The following is a 15,778-nucleotide window of genomic DNA, read 5'->3' as shown; positions in this document are numbered from 1 at the left end:
GTCAGGCCGAGATACGCGGGATGGTGTCATCGCTGCGCAAAGTGAAAATCTCGTAGCCGGTGTCGGTGACCAGCAGGGTGTGTTCCCACTGTGCCGACAGCTTGCGGTCCTTGGTGATCGCGGTCCAGCCGTCGCCGAGCACCTTGGTGTCGGCCTTGCCCTGGTTGATCATCGGCTCGATGGTGAAGGTCATGCCAGCCTTCAGTTCCATGCCGGTGCCGGCGCGACCGTAGTGCAGGATCTGCGGTTCTTCGTGGAAGACCTTGCCGATGCCGTGGCCGCAGAACTCGCGCACCACTGAGAAACCGTTCTTTTCCGCGTGCTTCTGGATTACTTCGCCGATGTCGCCGAGGCGGCAGCCGGGCTTGACGATCTCGATCGCCTTGTACATGCATTCCTGGGTGACCTGCGACAGGCGCTCGGCCCAGACCGGTACCTCGCCGACGTGGAACATGCGGCTGGTATCGCCGTGGTAGCCGTCCTTGATCACCGTGACGTCGATGTTCAGGGTGTCGCCGTTTTTCAGCGGTTTGTCGTTCGGGATGCCGTGGCAGACCACATGGTTGATCGAAGTGCAGATCGACTTCGGGTAGCCCTTGTAGTTGAGCGGGGCAGGGATGGCCTGCTGCACGTTGACGATGTAGTCATGGCAGATCTGGTTGAGCTGATCAGTGGTCACGCCCGGTTTGACATGTTCGGCAATCATTTCCAGCACATCGGCGGCCAGTTTGCCGGCGACACGCATGCCAGCGATGTCCTCGGGGGTTTTGAGGTTGACGGTCATACAGGCTCTCTCTGCGCTCGGCGGCGCTTACGGATACGAATTGGGTGGCAAGCGGACATTTTGCGACCCTGAAAAACGCGATTCTACCAGACGGGAGGCGCAAATCCGCGCCTGCATGTCCAGCTTCTATCTATACAATGGTGCCCATCGAGCCGATTCCAAGGGGGCTGCGCCCATGTCACTGGTGCGAATACAGATTCCGGGTTCCGTTTCTGCGCACCCTGTGGTATAAAATGCGCCGCTTTCCGGGGATGCCCCGAAAAGCTTAAATCCACACACGTGTCGACACGATGACCTGGGTGCCTTGGGCTTTATGCCTCTGGTTGGTCATTGGGATACGTGGAGGCCAAACCCGACTTATCAAGGAACTATCATGTCCCAAGTCAACATGCGCGATATGCTGAAGGCCGGTGTGCACTTCGGTCACCAAACCCGTTACTGGAATCCGAAAATGGGCAAGTACATTTTCGGCGCGCGTAACAAGATTCACATCATCAACCTTGAAAAAACCCTGCCAATGTTCAACGAAGCTCTGACTTTCGTAGAGCGTCTGGCCCAGGGCAAAAACAAGATTCTGTTCGTCGGCACCAAGCGTTCCGCTGGCAAGATCGTTGCTGAAGAAGCAGCACGTTGCGGTTCGCCGTACGTCGATCACCGCTGGTTGGGCGGCATGCTGACCAACTTCAAGACCATTCGTGCTTCCATCAAGCGTCTGCGTGACCTTGAAGTTCAAGCCGAAGACGGTACTTTCGCCAAGCTGACCAAGAAAGAAGCGCTGATGCGCTCCCGTGATCTTGAGAAGCTGGATCGTTCGCTGGGCGGCATCAAGGACATGGGCGGTCTGCCAGACGCACTGTTCGTGATCGACGTTGACCACGAGCGCATCGCGATCACCGAAGCCAACAAGCTGGGCATCCCGGTCATCGGCGTTGTCGATACCAACAGCAGCCCGGAAGGCGTTGACTACATCATCCCAGGCAACGATGACGCCATCCGCGCTATCCAGCTGTACATGGGTTCGATGGCTGACGCAGTTATCCGCGGTCGCAACAACGTTGCTGGCGGTACTGTTGAATTCGCAGCTGAAGAAACTCAGGCTGCAGCTGAGTAATCGACGCCCCTGGCGTTGACTCAGTAAGCAAAAAGGGGGCTTGGCCCCCTTTTTGCCACCTCGAAAACCATTTGTCGGCGCCCACGTCTGTATTTGTCATGTGCGGCAGCCAACATGGGTGGTTCGGGAAGAATTGAACGCCCGTTCGATCGGGTGGAATGGTTGAAAACCTATCCAAGAGGAATTTGAAAATGGCAGCAATTACTGCAGCGTTGGTCAAAGAACTGCGCGAGCGTACCGGCGAAGGCATGATGGATTGCAAGAAAGCCCTGGAAAAGGCTGACGGCGACATCGAAAAAGCCATTGATGACATGCGTGCTTCGGGCGCCATCAAGGCTGCGAAAAAAGCTGGCAACGTTGCCGCTGAAGGCGCAATCGCCATCAAATCGAATGACAAGGCAGCCGTGCTGCTGGAAGTCAACTCGCAGACCGACTTCCTGGCCCTGCAAGACGATTTCAAGAACTTCGTTGCTGCCAGCGTAGAAAAAGCTTTCGACGAAAAACTGACCGACGCAGCTCCGCTGATCGCCGCTCAGGAAGCGGCTCGTGAAGCGCTGGTTGCCAAAGTCGGCGAGAACGTCAACATCCGTCGTCTGGTACGCGTAGAAGGTGACGTTGTCGGCACCTACCTGCACGGTAACAAGATCGGTGTTGCTGTTGTCCTGAAAGGCGGTGACGTCGAGCTGGCCAAAGACATCGCTATGCACGTTGCTGCAAGCAACCCTGAGTTCCTGCTGCCTTCGCAAGTCTCCGACGAAGCGATCGAGCGTGAGAAAGCTGTGTTCCTGCAGCTGAACGAAGAAAAGATCAAAGGCAAGCCAGAAAACATTGTTGAGAACATGGTCAAAGGCCGTATCAGCAAGTTCCTGGCAGAAGCGAGCCTGGTCGAGCAGGCGTTCGTCAAGAACCCTGAAGTCAAGGTTGGCGAGCTGGCCAAGAAAGCCGGCGCTGAAATCGTTTCCTTCACTTACTTCAAAGTAGGCGAAGGCATCGAGAAGCCGGTCGACAACTTCGCTGAAGAAGTTGCTGCCCAGCTGGCTGCCGCCAAGCAATAAGACGGTTTTTCAACTGTCGCCCGAAAGAGGCTGCCCGCTAACGCGCGCAGCCTCTTTTCAGATGGGGTACCAATTTTTTATTTGGTTTCCACCCGGAACTGACTTACAAAGCCATGTTCCGATGGCGCTGCAGCAGCGCCAAGCTAGAGTGAACGCCAGCTGTAAACAGCTCGCAAAGAATTTTAAATACGCCGCAGGAGAGATTCGCAATGGCTCAGCAGGGCAGTGGTTATCAGGCTCGCTATAAACGCATTCTACTCAAGCTTAGCGGCGAGGCCCTGATGGGCTCGGAAGAGTTCGGGATCGATCCTAAGGTACTGGATCGCATGGCGCTGGAAGTCGGCCAACTGGTCGGCATCGGCGTCCAGGTCGGTCTGGTGATCGGCGGTGGCAACCTGTTCCGTGGCGAGGCCCTGAGCAAGGCCGGGATGGATCGGGTCACGGGCGACCACATGGGCATGCTGGCCACTGTGATGAACGCCCTGGCCATGCGCGATGCGCTGGAACGTGCCAATATCTCGGCCATCGTCATGTCGGCCATTTCCATGGTCGGTGTGACCGATCACTACGATCGCCGCAAAGCCATGCGTCACCTGAACTCCAAAGACGTCGTGATCTTCGCGGCCGGTACCGGCAATCCGTTCTTCACCACGGATTCGGCAGCCTGCCTGCGTGCAATCGAAATCGACGCCGACGTTGTGCTCAAGGCCACCAAGGTTGATGGCGTGTACACCGCAGACCCGTTCAAAGACCCGCATGCCGAGAAGTTCGATCATCTGACTTATGATGAAGTACTGGATCGCAAGCTGGGCGTAATGGATCTGACTGCCATCTGCCTGTGCCGCGATCACAAGATGCCGCTGCGCGTATTCAACATGAACAAGCCCGGCGCCCTGCTGAACATCGTGCACGGCGGCGCTGAAGGGACTTTGATCGAGGAAGGCCAACAATGATCAACGAAATCAAGAAAGACGCCCAAGCGCGTATGCAGAAATCCCTGGAATCTCTGAACCACGCGTTCGGCCAGATTCGTACCGGCAAGGCTCACCCGAGCATCCTCGGCAGCGTCATGGTGCCTTACTACGGCACTGACACTCCGCTGAGCGGCGTTGCCAACGTCACCGTGAAAGATTCGCGCACCCTGCAGGTCGTGGCCTTCGAGCGCAACATGCTCGCTGCCGTCGACAAGGCAATCCAGAGCGCCGGTCTGAACCTCAACCCGACCAATCTGGGCGAGTTGCTGTTGATCCCGATGCCTGCCCTTACCGAAGAAACGCGCAAAGGCTTCACCAAGCAGGCCCGCAGTGCAGCCGAAGACGCGCGCGTAGCCGTGCGCAACATCCGTCGCGATGCCTTGGGCGAGTTGAAAAAACTGGTCAAGGACAAGGAAATCAGCGAAGACGAAGAGCGTCGTGCCATCGCCGATATCGACAAGCTGACCAAAGAGTCCGAGGCCCAGATCACCAAGGCCACGGACGAGAAAGAAAAAGACCTGATGGCCGTATAAGGGTCGAGCTTTAAATGGACAAGACCAAGCAGACTGCGCCGTCCGCGGTGCCGCGCCATGTCGCGATCATCATGGATGGCAATAATCGCTGGGCGAAAAAACGCTTTATGCCGGGTGTCGCCGGGCATAAAGCGGGCGTGGATGCTGTGCGGGCGGTGATCGAGGTGTGCGCTGAGGCCAAGGTCGAAGTCCTGACCCTGTTCGCCTTCTCCAGTGAAAACTGGCAGCGCCCGGCCGATGAAGTCAGTGCCTTGATGGATCTGTTCTTCAAGGCGCTGCGTCGTGAGGCCAAGCGTCTCAACGACAACAACATCAGCCTGCGCATCATTGGCGATCGTTCGCGCTTCCACCCTGAGCTTCAGGCGGCGATGCGCGAGGCCGAGGCCATGACGGTCGGTGCCAACCGCTTTGTCCTGCAGATCGCCGCCAACTATGGCGGTCAGTGGGATATCGCTCAGGCCGCGCAGCGTCTGGCGCGTGAAGTCCAGGCCGGGCACTTGCGCCCGGAGGACATTACCCCGGATCTGCTGCAGACTTGTCTGGCCACCGGCGATCTGCCGTTGCCTGACCTGTGCATCCGCACCGGTGGCGAGCATCGCATCAGCAACTTCCTGCTGTGGCAGCTGGCCTACGCCGAGCTGTACTTCTCCGACCTGTTCTGGCCGGACTTCAAACACGACGCCATGCGCACCGCGCTGGCCGATTTCGCTTCACGCCAGCGTCGCTTCGGTAAAACGAGCGAACAGGTCGAAGCTGGAGCCCGGGTTTAATGCTTAAACAACGAATCATCACTGCACTGATCCTGCTGCCGATCGCCTTGTGCGGGTTTTTCCTGCTCAAAGGTGCCGGCTTCGCGCTGTTCATCGGTCTGGTAGTCAGTCTCGGTGCGTGGGAATGGGCGCGTCTGGCCGGCTTCACCGCACAATCGTTCCGCGTCGGCTTTGCCGCCGTGGTCGCCTTGATGCTGTTTGTCATGTACGTGCTGCCCGGGCTTGCGCCTTGGGTGCTCGGTGCATCGGTAATCTGGTGGGCGATTGCGACTTATCTGGTGCTGACGTATCCACGCTCGAGCGCGCACTGGTCCACAGCGGCGACCAAACTGCTGATTGGTCTGCTGATCCTGCTACCTGCGTGGCAGGGTCTGGTGCAGATCAAGCAGTACCCGCTGGGTAACTGGTTGATCATGGCGGTGATGGTGTTGGTCTGGGGCGCGGACATCGGCGCTTACTTTTCCGGGCGCAAGTTCGGCAAGCGCAAGCTCGCGCCGCAGGTCAGCCCGGGCAAGAGCTGGGAAGGCGTGTACGGTGGTCTGGCGCTGAGTCTGGTGATTACCGCGATTGTCGGGCTGGTGCGCGACTGGACCGTGGCCGAGCTGCTCAAAGGCCTGATCGGCGCTGCAGTGATCGTCTTTATTTCCGTGGTCGGTGACCTTACCGAAAGCATGTTCAAGCGCCAATCCGGCATCAAGGACAGCAGTAATCTGCTGCCCGGGCATGGTGGCGTGCTGGATCGCATCGACAGCCTGACCGCGGCCATTCCGGTGTTCGCCGTATTGCTCTGGATGGCCGCACCGTGAGTCGTCCCCAGCAGATTACGGTGTTGGGTGCGACCGGTTCGATCGGTCTGAGCACCCTTGATGTGATTGCGCGTCATCCTGAGCGTTATCAGGTTTTCGCATTGAGTGGTTTCACGCGCCTCACTGAGTTGTTCGCGTTGTGCGTGCGTCATGTGCCGCAGTTTGCCGTGGTGCCTGAAGTGGCCGCAGCGCGCGGTTTGCAGGATGACTTGCGTGCAGCCGGTTTGCCGACTCGCGTCCTGGTAGGCGAGGAGGGCCTGTGTCAGGTTGCCTCCGCGCCCGAAGTCGATGCAGTAATGGCGGCCATCGTCGGTGCGGCCGGGCTGCGTCCGACACTGGCGGCGGTCGAGGCGGGCAAGAAGATTCTGCTGGCCAATAAAGAAGCGCTGGTGATGTCCGGCGCTCTGTTCATGCAGGCCGTGCGCAAAAGCGGTTCGGTACTGCTGCCGATCGACAGCGAACACAATGCGATTTTTCAATGCATGCCAGCGGATTTCGCCCGCGGCTTGAGCTCGGTGGGTGTGCGGCGGATTTTGCTGACAGCCTCTGGCGGGCCTTTCCGGCAGACACCGATGTCCGAGCTGGCGAATGTTTCGCCTGAGCAGGCGTGTGCACATCCGAACTGGTCCATGGGGCGCAAGATCTCCGTGGATTCAGCGAGCATGATGAACAAGGGCCTGGAACTGATCGAAGCCTGCTGGTTGTTCGATGCCAGGCCGGCTCAGGTCGAAGTAGTGATCCATCCGCAGAGCGTGATCCATTCTCTGGTGGATTACGTCGATGGCTCGGTGCTGGCGCAATTGGGCAACCCCGACATGCGCACCCCGATCGCCAATGCCCTGGCCTGGCCGGAGCGTATCGATTCCGGCGTAGCGCCACTGGATCTGTTCGCCATTGCACGACTGGATTTCGAAGCGCCCGATGAAAGCCGTTTCCCCTGCCTGCGTTTGGCCCGTCAGGCGGCCGAAGCTGGCGACAGCGCGCCGGCGATGCTTAACGCGGCCAATGAAGTGGCGGTTGCAGCGTTTCTCGACGGACGGGTTCGCTACCTGGAAATCGCGAGTATCATCGAGGAAGTCTTGAATCTGGAGCCGGTGGTGGCGCTGAACGATCTGGATGCCGTATTTACGGCGGACGCGAAAGCGCGATTGCTGGCCGAGCAATGGTTGAGTCGGCACGGCCGATAGTTTTTGCAACACAACGGCGACACGCGACACTGAACAGGATTGCGGAGAAAGTAGATGAGCGCGCTCTATATGATTGCCGGCACCCTGATCGCCCTGGGTGTGCTGGTCACCTTCCACGAATTCGGCCACTTCTGGGTCGCGCGTCGCTGTGGCGTCAAGGTTCTGCGTTTCTCCGTGGGCTTTGGCATGCCGCTGCTGCGCTGGCATGACAAGCAAGGCACTGAGTTCGTGGTCGCCGCGATTCCGCTGGGCGGCTACGTCAAGATGCTCGACGAGCGCGAAGGCGAAGTGCCGGTCGATCAGCTTGATCAGTCGTTCAATCGCAAATCGGTACGTCAGCGCATTGCTATTGTTGCCGCCGGCCCGATTGCCAACTTCCTGCTGGCGCTGGTGTTTTTCTGGGTGCTGGCGATGCTCGGCAGCGAGCAGGTGCGTCCGGTCATCGGCGCGGTCGAGTCTGGCAGCATTGCCGCCAAGGCTGGTCTGAACGCGGGTCAGGAGATCGTCTCGATCGATGGCGAGCCAACGTCCGGTTGGGCTGCGGTCAATCTGCAACTGGTGCGTCGTCTCGGTGAAAGCGGTGCGATTCAATTGCTGGTGCGCGAGCAGGGCTCGACCGCTGAGTCGCCCCGCACGCTGGCACTGGATAACTGGCTAAAAGGTGCCGACGAGCCGGATCCGATCCGCTCGCTGGGCATTCGTCCTTGGCGTCCGGCCTTGCCGCCGGTGCTTGCCGAGCTGGACCCGAAAGGTCCGGCCCAGGCCGCCGGGCTGAAAACCGGCGATCGCTTGCTGGCTCTTGATGGTCAGCCGCTGAGTGACTGGCAGCAGGTGGTTGATACCGTTCGTACGCGTCCTGATACCAAAATCATGCTGCGCATCGAGCGCGACAATGCTCAAATCGACGTCCCTGTGACCTTGGCGGCGCGCGGTGAAAGCAAATCGCCAAGCGGTTATCTGGGCGCTGGCGTCAAAGCCATCGACTGGCCACCGGAAATGATCCGCGAAGTCAGCTATGGCCCGCTGGCCGCGATTGGCGAGGGTGCCCGTCGCACTTGGACCATGAGCATTCTGACGCTGGATTCACTGAAGAAAATGCTGTTCGGCGAGCTCTCGGTAAAAAACTTGAGTGGACCGATAACCATTGCTAAAGTGGCGGGCGCTTCTGCCCAGTCGGGCGTCGCTGATTTCCTGAATTTCCTTGCTTATCTGAGTATTAGCCTGGGCGTTCTGAATTTGCTGCCCATTCCTGTACTGGATGGGGGGCATTTGTTGTTTTATCTGATCGAGTGGGTGCGTGGTCGCCCCTTGTCGGATCGGGTGCAAGGTTGGGGGATACAGATCGGTATCAGTTTGGTGGTCGGGGTGATGTTGCTTGCTCTGGTCAACGATCTGGGTCGACTGTAACGCTTCGCTGAATTGCGAATCTGCCGCATTTTGCGGCAGTTTGTTTATTGCCAGTTGGAATAAGAAAGGACTTCATGAAACGTCTGCTGCTAACTGCGGTTCTCACCGTATTGATGATCGCCGAAGTTCACGCCGAGTCCTTCACTATCTCTGATATTCGCGTCAATGGCCTCCAGCGGGTCTCCGCGGGTAGCGTCTTTGGTGCCTTGCCGTTGAACGTCGGCGAGCAGGCGGATGATCGTCGCCTGGTGGAATCCACTCGTGCGTTGTTCAAAACCGGTTTCTTTCAAGATATCCAGCTGGGCCGCGAAGGCAACGTTCTGGTCATCACCGTGGTCGAGCGTCCATCGGTCGCCAGTATCGAAATCGAAGGCAACAAGGCGATTTCCACTGAAGACCTGATGAAAGGCCTCAAGCAATCCGGTCTGGCCGAAGGCGAAATCTTCCAGCGCGCCACCCTCGAGGGTGTGCGTAACGAACTGCAACGTCAGTACGTCGCCCAGGGTCGCTACTCGGCAACCGTTGACACCGAAGTGGTTTCGCAGCCGCGTAACCGCGTGGGTCTGAAGGTGAAGATCAACGAAGGTACCGTTGCCGCCATTCAGCACATCAACGTGGTAGGCAATACGGTTTTCCCTGAGGAAGACCTGACCGACCTGTTCGAACTGAAAACCACCAACTGGCTGTCGTTCTTCAAGAACGATGACAAATATGCCCGTGAAAAACTTTCCGGTGACCTGGAGCGTCTGCGTTCCTACTATCTGGACCGCGGCTATATCAACATGGACATCGCTTCGACCCAGGTATCGATTACCCCGGACAAGAAGCACGTCTACATTACTGTCAACGTCACCGAAGGCGAGAAGTACACCGTTCGTGACGTCAAGCTCAGCGGTGACCTGAAAGTCCCTGAAGACCAGATCAAGTCGCTGTTGCTTGTGCAGAAGGGCCAGGTGTTCTCGCGCAAGCTGATGACCACCACCTCCGAGCTGATCACCCGTCGTCTGGGTAACGAAGGCTACACCTTCGCCAACGTCAACGGCGTGCCTCAGCCGCACGATGATGACCACACTGTGGACATCCTCTTCGCTGTCGATCCGGGCAAGCGTGCCTACGTAAACCGCATCAATTTCCGTGGCAACACCAAGTCCGAGGACGAAGTGCTGCGTCGTGAAATGCGTCAGATGGAAGGTGGCTGGGCTTCGACCTACCTGATCGACCAGTCCAAGACCCGTCTGGAGCGCCTGGGCTTCTTCAAGGAAGTCAACGTTGAAACTCCGGCCGTGCCAGGTGTCGACGACCAGGTCGATGTGAACTACGCCGTTGAAGAGCAGGCTTCCGGTTCGATCACCGCCAGCGTCGGTTTCGCCCAGAGCGCCGGTCTGATCCTTGGTGGTTCGATTACCCAGAACAACTTCCTCGGTACCGGTAACCGCGTCAGCATCGGCCTGACCCGCAGCGAATACCAGAGCCGCTACAACTTCGGCTACGTTGACCCCTACTGGACCGCCGACGGCGTGAGCCTGGGTTACAACGCGTTCTATCGCACCACCGACTACGATGAACTCGATGCCGATATTTCCAGCTATGCGGTAGACAGCCTCGGTGCGGGCGTGAACGTCGGCTACCCGATCAGTGAGACTTCGCGTCTGACGTTCGGTCTGTCTGCCCAGCAGGACAAGATCAACACCGGTCGCTATACCGTTGACGAGATTTTCGATTTCGTCGAGAAGGAAGGCGACAACTACCTGAACTTCAAGGCCTCGGCCGGTTGGTCCGAGTCGACCCTGAACAAAGGCGTGTTGCCGACCCGTGGTCGTTCCCAGAGCCTGACCCTGGAAACCACCATTCCTGGCAGCGACCTGTCGTTCTTCAAACTTGACTACCGTGGTCAGCTGTTCCAGCCGATCACCGAAAACTACACACTGCGCCTGCACTCCGAACTCGGTTATGGCGATGGTTACGGTTCGACCGATGGTCTGCCGTTCTATGAAAACTACTATGCCGGTGGTTTCAACTCGGTTCGTGGCTTCAAGGACAGCACCCTCGGCCCGCGCAGTACGCCGAGCCGTGGTAACAACCCTGGCACTATCGCTGACCCGGACCAGGATCCGCTGCCGTTCGGTGGTAACGTCCTGATCCAGGGTGGTGTAGAAGTTCTGTTCCCGCTGCCATTCGTCAAGGATCAGCGTTCCCTGCGTACTTCGGTCTTCTGGGATGTCGGTAACGTGTTTGACTCGCAGTGCAAGGACACTACGAACGCCAATGGTTCGTCGTCCAACACCAAGTGCAACGACATCAGCCTGAGCAACATGGCCAGTTCCGTCGGTGTCGGCGTGACCTGGGTCACCGCACTGGGGCCGTTGAGCTTCGCCCTGGCGATGCCGATCAAGAAACCGGATGACGCTGAAACTCAAGTGTTCCAATTCTCCCTCGGCCAGACGTTCTAAGCGTCTGACCCAAGATAACGACAATGGATTTTGTAGGAGTGCATCGTGCGTAAGTTGACTCAATTGGTTCTCCTGGCCTCCGTACTGGTGGCAGGCCCGGCGTTCGCCGACATGAAAATTGCCGTGCTGAACTATCAGATGGCTCTGCTGGAATCCGACGCGGCGAAGAAGTACGCGGTGGATGCAGAGAAGAAGTTCGGTCCGCAACTGACCAAGCTGAAAACCCTGGAAAGCAGCGCCAAAGGCATTCAGGACCGTCTGATGGCCGGCGGCGACAAAATGCAGCAGGGCGAGCGTGAGCGTCTGGAGCTGGAATTCAAGCAAAAGGCCCGTGACTTCCAGTTCCAGTCCAAGGAACTGAATGAAGCCAAAGCCGTTGCCGACCGTGAAATGCTCAAGCAACTGAAGCCGAAACTGGACAGTGCCGTGGAAGAAGTCATCAAGAAAGGTGGTTTTGACCTGGTGTTCGAGCGTGGCGCAGTCATCGATGTCAAACCTCAGTACGACATCACGCGCCAGGTTATCGAGCGCATGAATCAGCTGAAGTAACCCATGACCGTGACTATCAGGCTCGGCCAGTTGGCCGAGCACCTCGGCGCCACCCTGCGTGGCGACCCCGAGACGCAAATTACTGGGCTAGCCACTTTGCAAGAGGCTGGCCCAGCTCAGTTGAGCTTTCTGGCAAATCCCCAATACCGCAAATACCTGGCCGGTTCTCAAGCAGCTGCACTGCTGCTCAAGGAAGCCGACGCTGAGGGTTTTGCCGGTAATGCCCTGGTGGTGCCGGACCCTTACCTGGCCTATGCACGCATCTCGCATCTGTTCGATCCAAAGCCAAAAGCGGCTGGCGGGATTCATCCGACAGCGGTGATCGCGGCGGACGCAGTGGTTGATCCAAGTGCCAGCATCGGTCCGTTCGTGGTGATCGAAGCCGGTGCACGCATCGCTGCACAGGTCACGCTGGGCGCGCATTGCGTAGTCGGCGCGCGCAGCGAAATCGGTGAAGGCGGCTGGCTGGCTCCGCGCGTCACGCTCTATCACGATGTGCGCATCGGCAAGCGTGTGGTTATTCAGTCCGGCGCAGTGATCGGCGGTGAGGGCTTCGGCTTCGCCAACGAAAAAGGTGTCTGGCAGAAAATCGCCCAGATCGGTGGCGTGACCATCGGCGACGATGTCGAGATCGGCGTGAACACCGCCATCGACCGCGGCGCTCTGGCCGATACCGTGATTGGCAATGGCGTGAAGCTCGACAACCAGATTCAGATCGCGCACAACGTCCAGGTCGGTGATCACACCGCCATGGCTGCGTGCGTCGGCATTTCCGGCAGCACCAAGATTGGCAAGCACTGCATGCTCGCTGGCGGTGTAGGTCTGGTCGGCCACATTGATATTTGCGACAACGTTTTCCTGACCGGGATGACTATGGTGACTCACTCGATTACCGAGCCAGGCGCCTATTCTTCCGGCACAGCCATGCAACCGGCGGCCGAATGGCGCAAAAGCGCGGCCCGCATCCGTCAGCTCGATGACATCGCGCGACGGTTGAAACAGCTGGAAAAGCGCGTTGGGGAAGTGACCCCTGACGGTAATGCTTCATCTGATGGCTGATACCATTTCCATATCAAGTGTGCACAGCCTCTGGACTGCCTCCTTGATTTGCTAGAGGAGTGCGCGTCAGTCGCGCTCCCAATCTTTACATAGGCTTTCCCCTGAAATGATGGACATCAACGAGATTCGCGAATACCTGCCTCACCGTTACCCGTTCCTGCTGGTGGACCGGGTGGTGGAACTGGACACTGAAGGCAAGCGAATTCGCGCCTACAAGAATGTCAGCATCAATGAACCGTTCTTCAATGGTCACTTCCCTGCGCATCCAATCATGCCGGGCGTGCTGATCATCGAAGCGATGGCTCAGGCTGCCGGGATCCTCGGTTTCAAGATGCTCGACGTCAAACCGGCCGACGGCACCCTGTATTACTTCGTCGGTTCCGACAAGCTGCGCTTCCGCCAGCCAGTCAAGCCGGGCGACCAGTTGATCCTTGAAGCGACCTTCATCAGTTGCAAGCGCAAGATCTGGAAGTTCGAGTGCCAGGCTTCGGTAGACGGCAAGCCGGTGTGCTCGGCAGAGATCATCTGCGCGGAACAAAAAGTATGAGTTTGATTGACCCTCGCGCAATCATCGATCCGTCCGCCGTTCTGGCTGACGGCGTCGAGGTCGGCCCGTGGTCGATCATCGGCGCAGGTGTGGAAATCGGCGAGGGTACCGTGATCGGGCCGCATGTGATCCTCAAGGGGCCGACCCGCATTGGTAAGCACAATCGCATCTACCAGTTTTCTTCGGTAGGCGAAGACACCCCGGATCTGAAGTACAAAGGCGAGGAAACCCGTCTGGTGATCGGTGACCACAACGTCATCCGCGAAGGCGTGACGATTCACCGTGGCACCGTTCAGGACCGTTCGGAAACCACCCTGGGTGATCACAACCTGATCATGGCCTATGCCCACATCGGCCATGACAGCGTCATCGGCAACCACTGCATTCTGGTCAACAACACTGCGTTGGCCGGGCATGTACACGTTGACGACTGGGCGATCCTCTCCGGTTTTACCCTGGTGCATCAGTACTGCCACATCGGCGCCCACAGCTTTTCCGGCATGGGCACGGCGATCGGCAAGGACGTACCGGCGTTCGTCACCGTGTTCGGCAACCCCGCCGAAGCGCGCAGCATGAACTTCGAAGGCATGCGCCGTCGCGGTTTCAGCGAAGACGCGATTCATGCGCTGCGCCGCGCCTACAAGACTGTCTACCGCCAAGGCCTGACGGTCGAGCAGGCGCTGGCAGAGCTGGCAGAACCGTCTGCGCAGTTCCCTGAAGTCGCCGTGTTCCGCGATTCGATCCAGGCGTCGACTCGCGGCATCACCCGCTGATCATGGCCAGTCTGCGTATCGCGCTGGTGGCGGGTGAGGCTTCCGGTGACATTCTCGGCGCCGGCCTCATGCGCGCGCTCAAGGCACAGCACCCGGCAGTCGAGTTCATCGGCGTCGGCGGTCCGTTGATGCAGGCCGAAGGCCTGACCTCGTACTTTCCCATGGAGCGCTTGTCGGTCATGGGGCTGGTGGAGGTCCTCGGTCGGCTGCGTGAATTGCTCAAGCGCCGCAAAGAGCTGATTGCCACACTGATCGCCGCCAAGCCGGACGTGTTCATCGGCATCGATGCGCCGGATTTCAACCTCAATATCGAACTCAAGCTGCGTCAGGCCGGGATCAAGACCGTGCATTACGTCAGCCCGTCGGTATGGGCGTGGCGGCAGAAGCGGGTGCTGAAGATCCGCGAAGGCTGCGATCTGATGCTGACCCTGTTGCCGTTCGAGGCGAAATTCTACGAAGAGAAAGGCGTGCCGGTGCGTTTCGTCGGTCACACCTTGGCCGATACCATTCCGCTCGAAGCCGACCGCGCCGCTGCGCGCACCGAACTGGGCTTGGCCGACGGTCCGCTGGTGGCGTTGATGCCGGGCAGCCGTGGCGGGGAAGTCAGTCGCCTCGGTGCGCTGTTCCTCGACACCGCCGAACGTCTGCGCGGCATCCGTCCGGGCGTGCGCTTTGTCATGCCTTGTGCAAACCCGGAACGCCGGGTGCAACTCGAGGCCTTGCTTGCTGGCCGGGATTTGCCGGTAACCTTGCTCGACGGTAAATCCCACTTGGCCCTCGCCGCCTGCAATGCCGTGTTGATCGCCTCCGGCACTGCTACCCTTGAAGCGCTGCTGTACAAGCGGCCGATGGTGGTGGCGTATCGGTTGGCGCCGCTGACGTTCTGGATTCTCAAACGCATGGTCAAGAGCCCGTACGTGTCGCTGCCCAACTTGCTCGCTCAGCGCTTGCTGGTGCCGGAGTTGTTGCAGGATGATGCGACTGTCGAGGCGTTGGCGCAGACGCTGTCGCCCTTGATCGATGGCGGCGAGGAACAGACCCGCGGCTTCGACGAGATCCACCGCACGCTGCGGCGCGATGCTTCCAATCAGGCGGCGCAAGCCGTCCTTGACCTGATCGGCAAACCACAATGAGCAAGACAAGCATGCAAATGGGCCTGGATTTCACTCTGGTAGCCGAAGTCGAAGAACTGGTCGCCGGTGTTGATGAAGTCGGTCGTGGTCCGTTGTGCGGTGCGGTGGTGACGGCGGCAGTGATTCTCGATCCGAACCGGCCGATCCTCGGCCTCGACGATTCGAAAAAACTCACCGAAGCCAAGCGCGAAAAGCTCTATGACGAGATCTGCGAAAAGGCCCTGAGCTGGTGCATCGCGCGTGCCGAAGTCGAAGAAATCGACGATCTGAATATCCTCCACGCGACCATGCTGGCCATGCAGCGCGCGGTTGCCGGTCTGCATATTCAGCCGAAGCTGGCGATGATCGACGGTAACCGCTGCCCGCATCTGCCGATGCGTGCCGAGGCGGTGATTCAGGGCGACGGCAAGGTGCCGGCGATCGCGGCGGCGTCGATTCTGGCCAAGGTCAGCCGTGACCGCGAGATGGCGGCATTCGAATTGATCTACCCTGGCTACGGCATCGGTGGCCACAAAGGCTATCCGACGCCCGTTCATCTGGAAGCGCTGGCGCGGCTCGGCCCGACGCCGATTCACCGCCGCTCGTTCGCCCCGGTACGCCTGGCTTACGAGGCGCGGGAAAGCCTGACGCAGGTTTAGGC

General features: G+C 58.9%; 16 protein-coding genes. 15 read left to right on the top strand and 1 reads right to left on the bottom strand.

The features are described 5' to 3' along the window. Window position 1: 1 nt before the first annotated feature. Window positions 2-784 carry a type I methionyl aminopeptidase gene (gene map, locus KVG87_RS22365; RefSeq protein WP_024011828.1) on the bottom strand — a complete coding sequence of 261 codons (783 nt, stop codon included), beginning with the start codon at window positions 782-784 and terminating at the stop codon, window positions 2-4. Window positions 785-1,157: 373 nt separating this feature from the next. Here map and rpsB point away from each other — a divergent pair, with 373 nt between their 5' ends. From rpsB to rnhB, 15 genes are all read left to right on the top strand, one after another. Next, window positions 1,158-1,895, top strand: a complete 738-nt coding sequence (gene rpsB, locus KVG87_RS22360; RefSeq protein ID WP_003222119.1) for a 30S ribosomal protein S2 — start codon at window positions 1,158-1,160, stop codon at window positions 1,893-1,895. A gap of 191 nt (window positions 1,896-2,086) precedes the next feature. Then, a complete protein-coding gene (gene tsf, locus KVG87_RS22355; protein ID WP_041478130.1) occupies window positions 2,087-2,950 on the top strand; it encodes a translation elongation factor Ts in 864 nt (287 codons plus the stop codon). Between the two features lie 209 nt (window positions 2,951-3,159). Continuing rightward, complete coding sequence (gene pyrH / locus KVG87_RS22350; protein ID WP_003222124.1) at window positions 3,160-3,903, top strand: UMP kinase; 744 nt, start codon at window positions 3,160-3,162, stop codon at window positions 3,901-3,903. Beyond that, window positions 3,900-4,457, top strand: coding sequence for a ribosome recycling factor (frr, locus tag KVG87_RS22345; protein ID WP_007954771.1), 558 nt, complete (start codon window positions 3,900-3,902; stop codon window positions 4,455-4,457). Before pyrH ends, frr begins: the two co-directional genes overlap by 4 nt. Before the next feature lie 14 nt (window positions 4,458-4,471). Next, window positions 4,472-5,227 (top strand): polyprenyl diphosphate synthase, encoded by a 756-nt coding sequence (gene uppS, locus KVG87_RS22340; RefSeq protein WP_016771475.1) that lies wholly within the window; start codon window positions 4,472-4,474, stop codon window positions 5,225-5,227. After that, window positions 5,227-6,033 carry a phosphatidate cytidylyltransferase gene (locus tag KVG87_RS22335; protein WP_016771474.1) on the top strand — a complete coding sequence of 269 codons (807 nt, stop codon included), beginning with the start codon at window positions 5,227-5,229 and terminating at the stop codon, window positions 6,031-6,033. Before uppS ends, KVG87_RS22335 begins: the two co-directional genes overlap by 1 nt. Next, entirely contained in the window at window positions 6,030-7,220 is a 1,191-nt protein-coding gene (gene ispC / locus KVG87_RS22330; RefSeq protein ID WP_217852627.1) for a 1-deoxy-D-xylulose-5-phosphate reductoisomerase, read from the top strand. The genes KVG87_RS22335 and ispC overlap by 4 nt, the downstream gene beginning before the upstream one ends. 54 nt (window positions 7,221-7,274) lie before the next feature. Continuing rightward, window positions 7,275-8,627 carry a sigma E protease regulator RseP gene (gene rseP, locus KVG87_RS22325; RefSeq protein ID WP_056783211.1) on the top strand — a complete coding sequence of 451 codons (1,353 nt, stop codon included), beginning with the start codon at window positions 7,275-7,277 and terminating at the stop codon, window positions 8,625-8,627. Window positions 8,628-8,701: 74 nt separating this feature from the next. Then, window positions 8,702-11,077, top strand: coding sequence for an outer membrane protein assembly factor BamA (gene bamA / locus KVG87_RS22320; RefSeq protein ID WP_041478127.1), 2,376 nt, complete (start codon window positions 8,702-8,704; stop codon window positions 11,075-11,077). Between the two features lie 45 nt (window positions 11,078-11,122). Next, window positions 11,123-11,626 carry an OmpH/Skp family outer membrane protein gene (locus KVG87_RS22315; RefSeq protein ID WP_003222140.1) on the top strand — a complete coding sequence of 168 codons (504 nt, stop codon included), beginning with the start codon at window positions 11,123-11,125 and terminating at the stop codon, window positions 11,624-11,626. A 3-nt stretch (window positions 11,627-11,629) separates the two neighbouring features. Next, a complete protein-coding gene (lpxD, locus tag KVG87_RS22310) occupies window positions 11,630-12,685 on the top strand; it encodes a UDP-3-O-(3-hydroxymyristoyl)glucosamine N-acyltransferase (RefSeq protein WP_056783213.1) in 1,056 nt (351 codons plus the stop codon). Window positions 12,686-12,791: 106 nt separating this feature from the next. Continuing rightward, window positions 12,792-13,232: a 3-hydroxyacyl-ACP dehydratase FabZ gene (fabZ, locus tag KVG87_RS22305; protein ID WP_016771469.1), complete on the top strand. Its 441-nt coding sequence runs from the start codon at window positions 12,792-12,794 to the stop codon at window positions 13,230-13,232. After that, window positions 13,229-14,005 carry an acyl-ACP--UDP-N-acetylglucosamine O-acyltransferase gene (gene lpxA / locus KVG87_RS22300; RefSeq protein WP_016771468.1) on the top strand — a complete coding sequence of 259 codons (777 nt, stop codon included), beginning with the start codon at window positions 13,229-13,231 and terminating at the stop codon, window positions 14,003-14,005. Before fabZ ends, lpxA begins: the two co-directional genes overlap by 4 nt. A 2-nt stretch (window positions 14,006-14,007) precedes the next feature. Beyond that, the gene (gene lpxB, locus KVG87_RS22295; protein WP_225930968.1) at window positions 14,008-15,138 is read left to right on the top strand and encodes a lipid-A-disaccharide synthase; all 1,131 of its coding nucleotides are present in this window, start codon (window positions 14,008-14,010) and stop codon (window positions 15,136-15,138) included. 11 nt (window positions 15,139-15,149) lie between these two features. Then, window positions 15,150-15,776, top strand: a complete 627-nt coding sequence (rnhB, locus tag KVG87_RS22290; protein WP_016771466.1) for a ribonuclease HII — start codon at window positions 15,150-15,152, stop codon at window positions 15,774-15,776. Window positions 15,777-15,778 lie beyond the last annotated feature (2 nt).

Origin of the sequence: Pseudomonas siliginis, assembly GCF_019145195.1 — a bacterium.
Lineage (GTDB): Bacteria > Pseudomonadota > Gammaproteobacteria > Pseudomonadales > Pseudomonadaceae > Aquipseudomonas > Aquipseudomonas siliginis.
Note: the sequence above shows the minus strand (reverse complement) of the source record. Positions and strands in the feature narration are given on the sequence as shown.

What these genes read in the sequence shown, in the direction of transcription:
- map (WP_024011828.1), bottom strand. Translation starts at nt 784, where the DNA reads ATGACCGTCAACCTCAAAACCCCCGAGGACATCGCTGGCATGCGTGTC.
- rpsB (WP_003222119.1), top strand. Translation starts at nt 1,158, where the DNA reads ATGTCCCAAGTCAACATGCGCGATATGCTGAAGGCCGGTGTGCACTTC.
- tsf (WP_041478130.1), top strand. Translation starts at nt 2,087, where the DNA reads ATGGCAGCAATTACTGCAGCGTTGGTCAAAGAACTGCGCGAGCGTACC.
- pyrH (WP_003222124.1), top strand. Translation starts at nt 3,160, where the DNA reads ATGGCTCAGCAGGGCAGTGGTTATCAGGCTCGCTATAAACGCATTCTA.
- frr (WP_007954771.1), top strand. Translation starts at nt 3,900, where the DNA reads ATGATCAACGAAATCAAGAAAGACGCCCAAGCGCGTATGCAGAAATCC.
- uppS (WP_016771475.1), top strand. Translation starts at nt 4,472, where the DNA reads ATGGACAAGACCAAGCAGACTGCGCCGTCCGCGGTGCCGCGCCATGTC.
- KVG87_RS22335 (WP_016771474.1), top strand. Translation starts at nt 5,227, where the DNA reads ATGCTTAAACAACGAATCATCACTGCACTGATCCTGCTGCCGATCGCC.
- rseP (WP_056783211.1), top strand. Translation starts at nt 7,275, where the DNA reads ATGAGCGCGCTCTATATGATTGCCGGCACCCTGATCGCCCTGGGTGTG.
- bamA (WP_041478127.1), top strand. Translation starts at nt 8,702, where the DNA reads ATGAAACGTCTGCTGCTAACTGCGGTTCTCACCGTATTGATGATCGCC.
- lpxD (WP_056783213.1), top strand. Translation starts at nt 11,630, where the DNA reads ATGACCGTGACTATCAGGCTCGGCCAGTTGGCCGAGCACCTCGGCGCC.
- fabZ (WP_016771469.1), top strand. Translation starts at nt 12,792, where the DNA reads ATGATGGACATCAACGAGATTCGCGAATACCTGCCTCACCGTTACCCG.
- lpxA (WP_016771468.1), top strand. Translation starts at nt 13,229, where the DNA reads ATGAGTTTGATTGACCCTCGCGCAATCATCGATCCGTCCGCCGTTCTG.
- lpxB (WP_225930968.1), top strand. Translation starts at nt 14,008, where the DNA reads ATGGCCAGTCTGCGTATCGCGCTGGTGGCGGGTGAGGCTTCCGGTGAC.
- rnhB (WP_016771466.1), top strand. Translation starts at nt 15,150, where the DNA reads ATGCAAATGGGCCTGGATTTCACTCTGGTAGCCGAAGTCGAAGAACTG.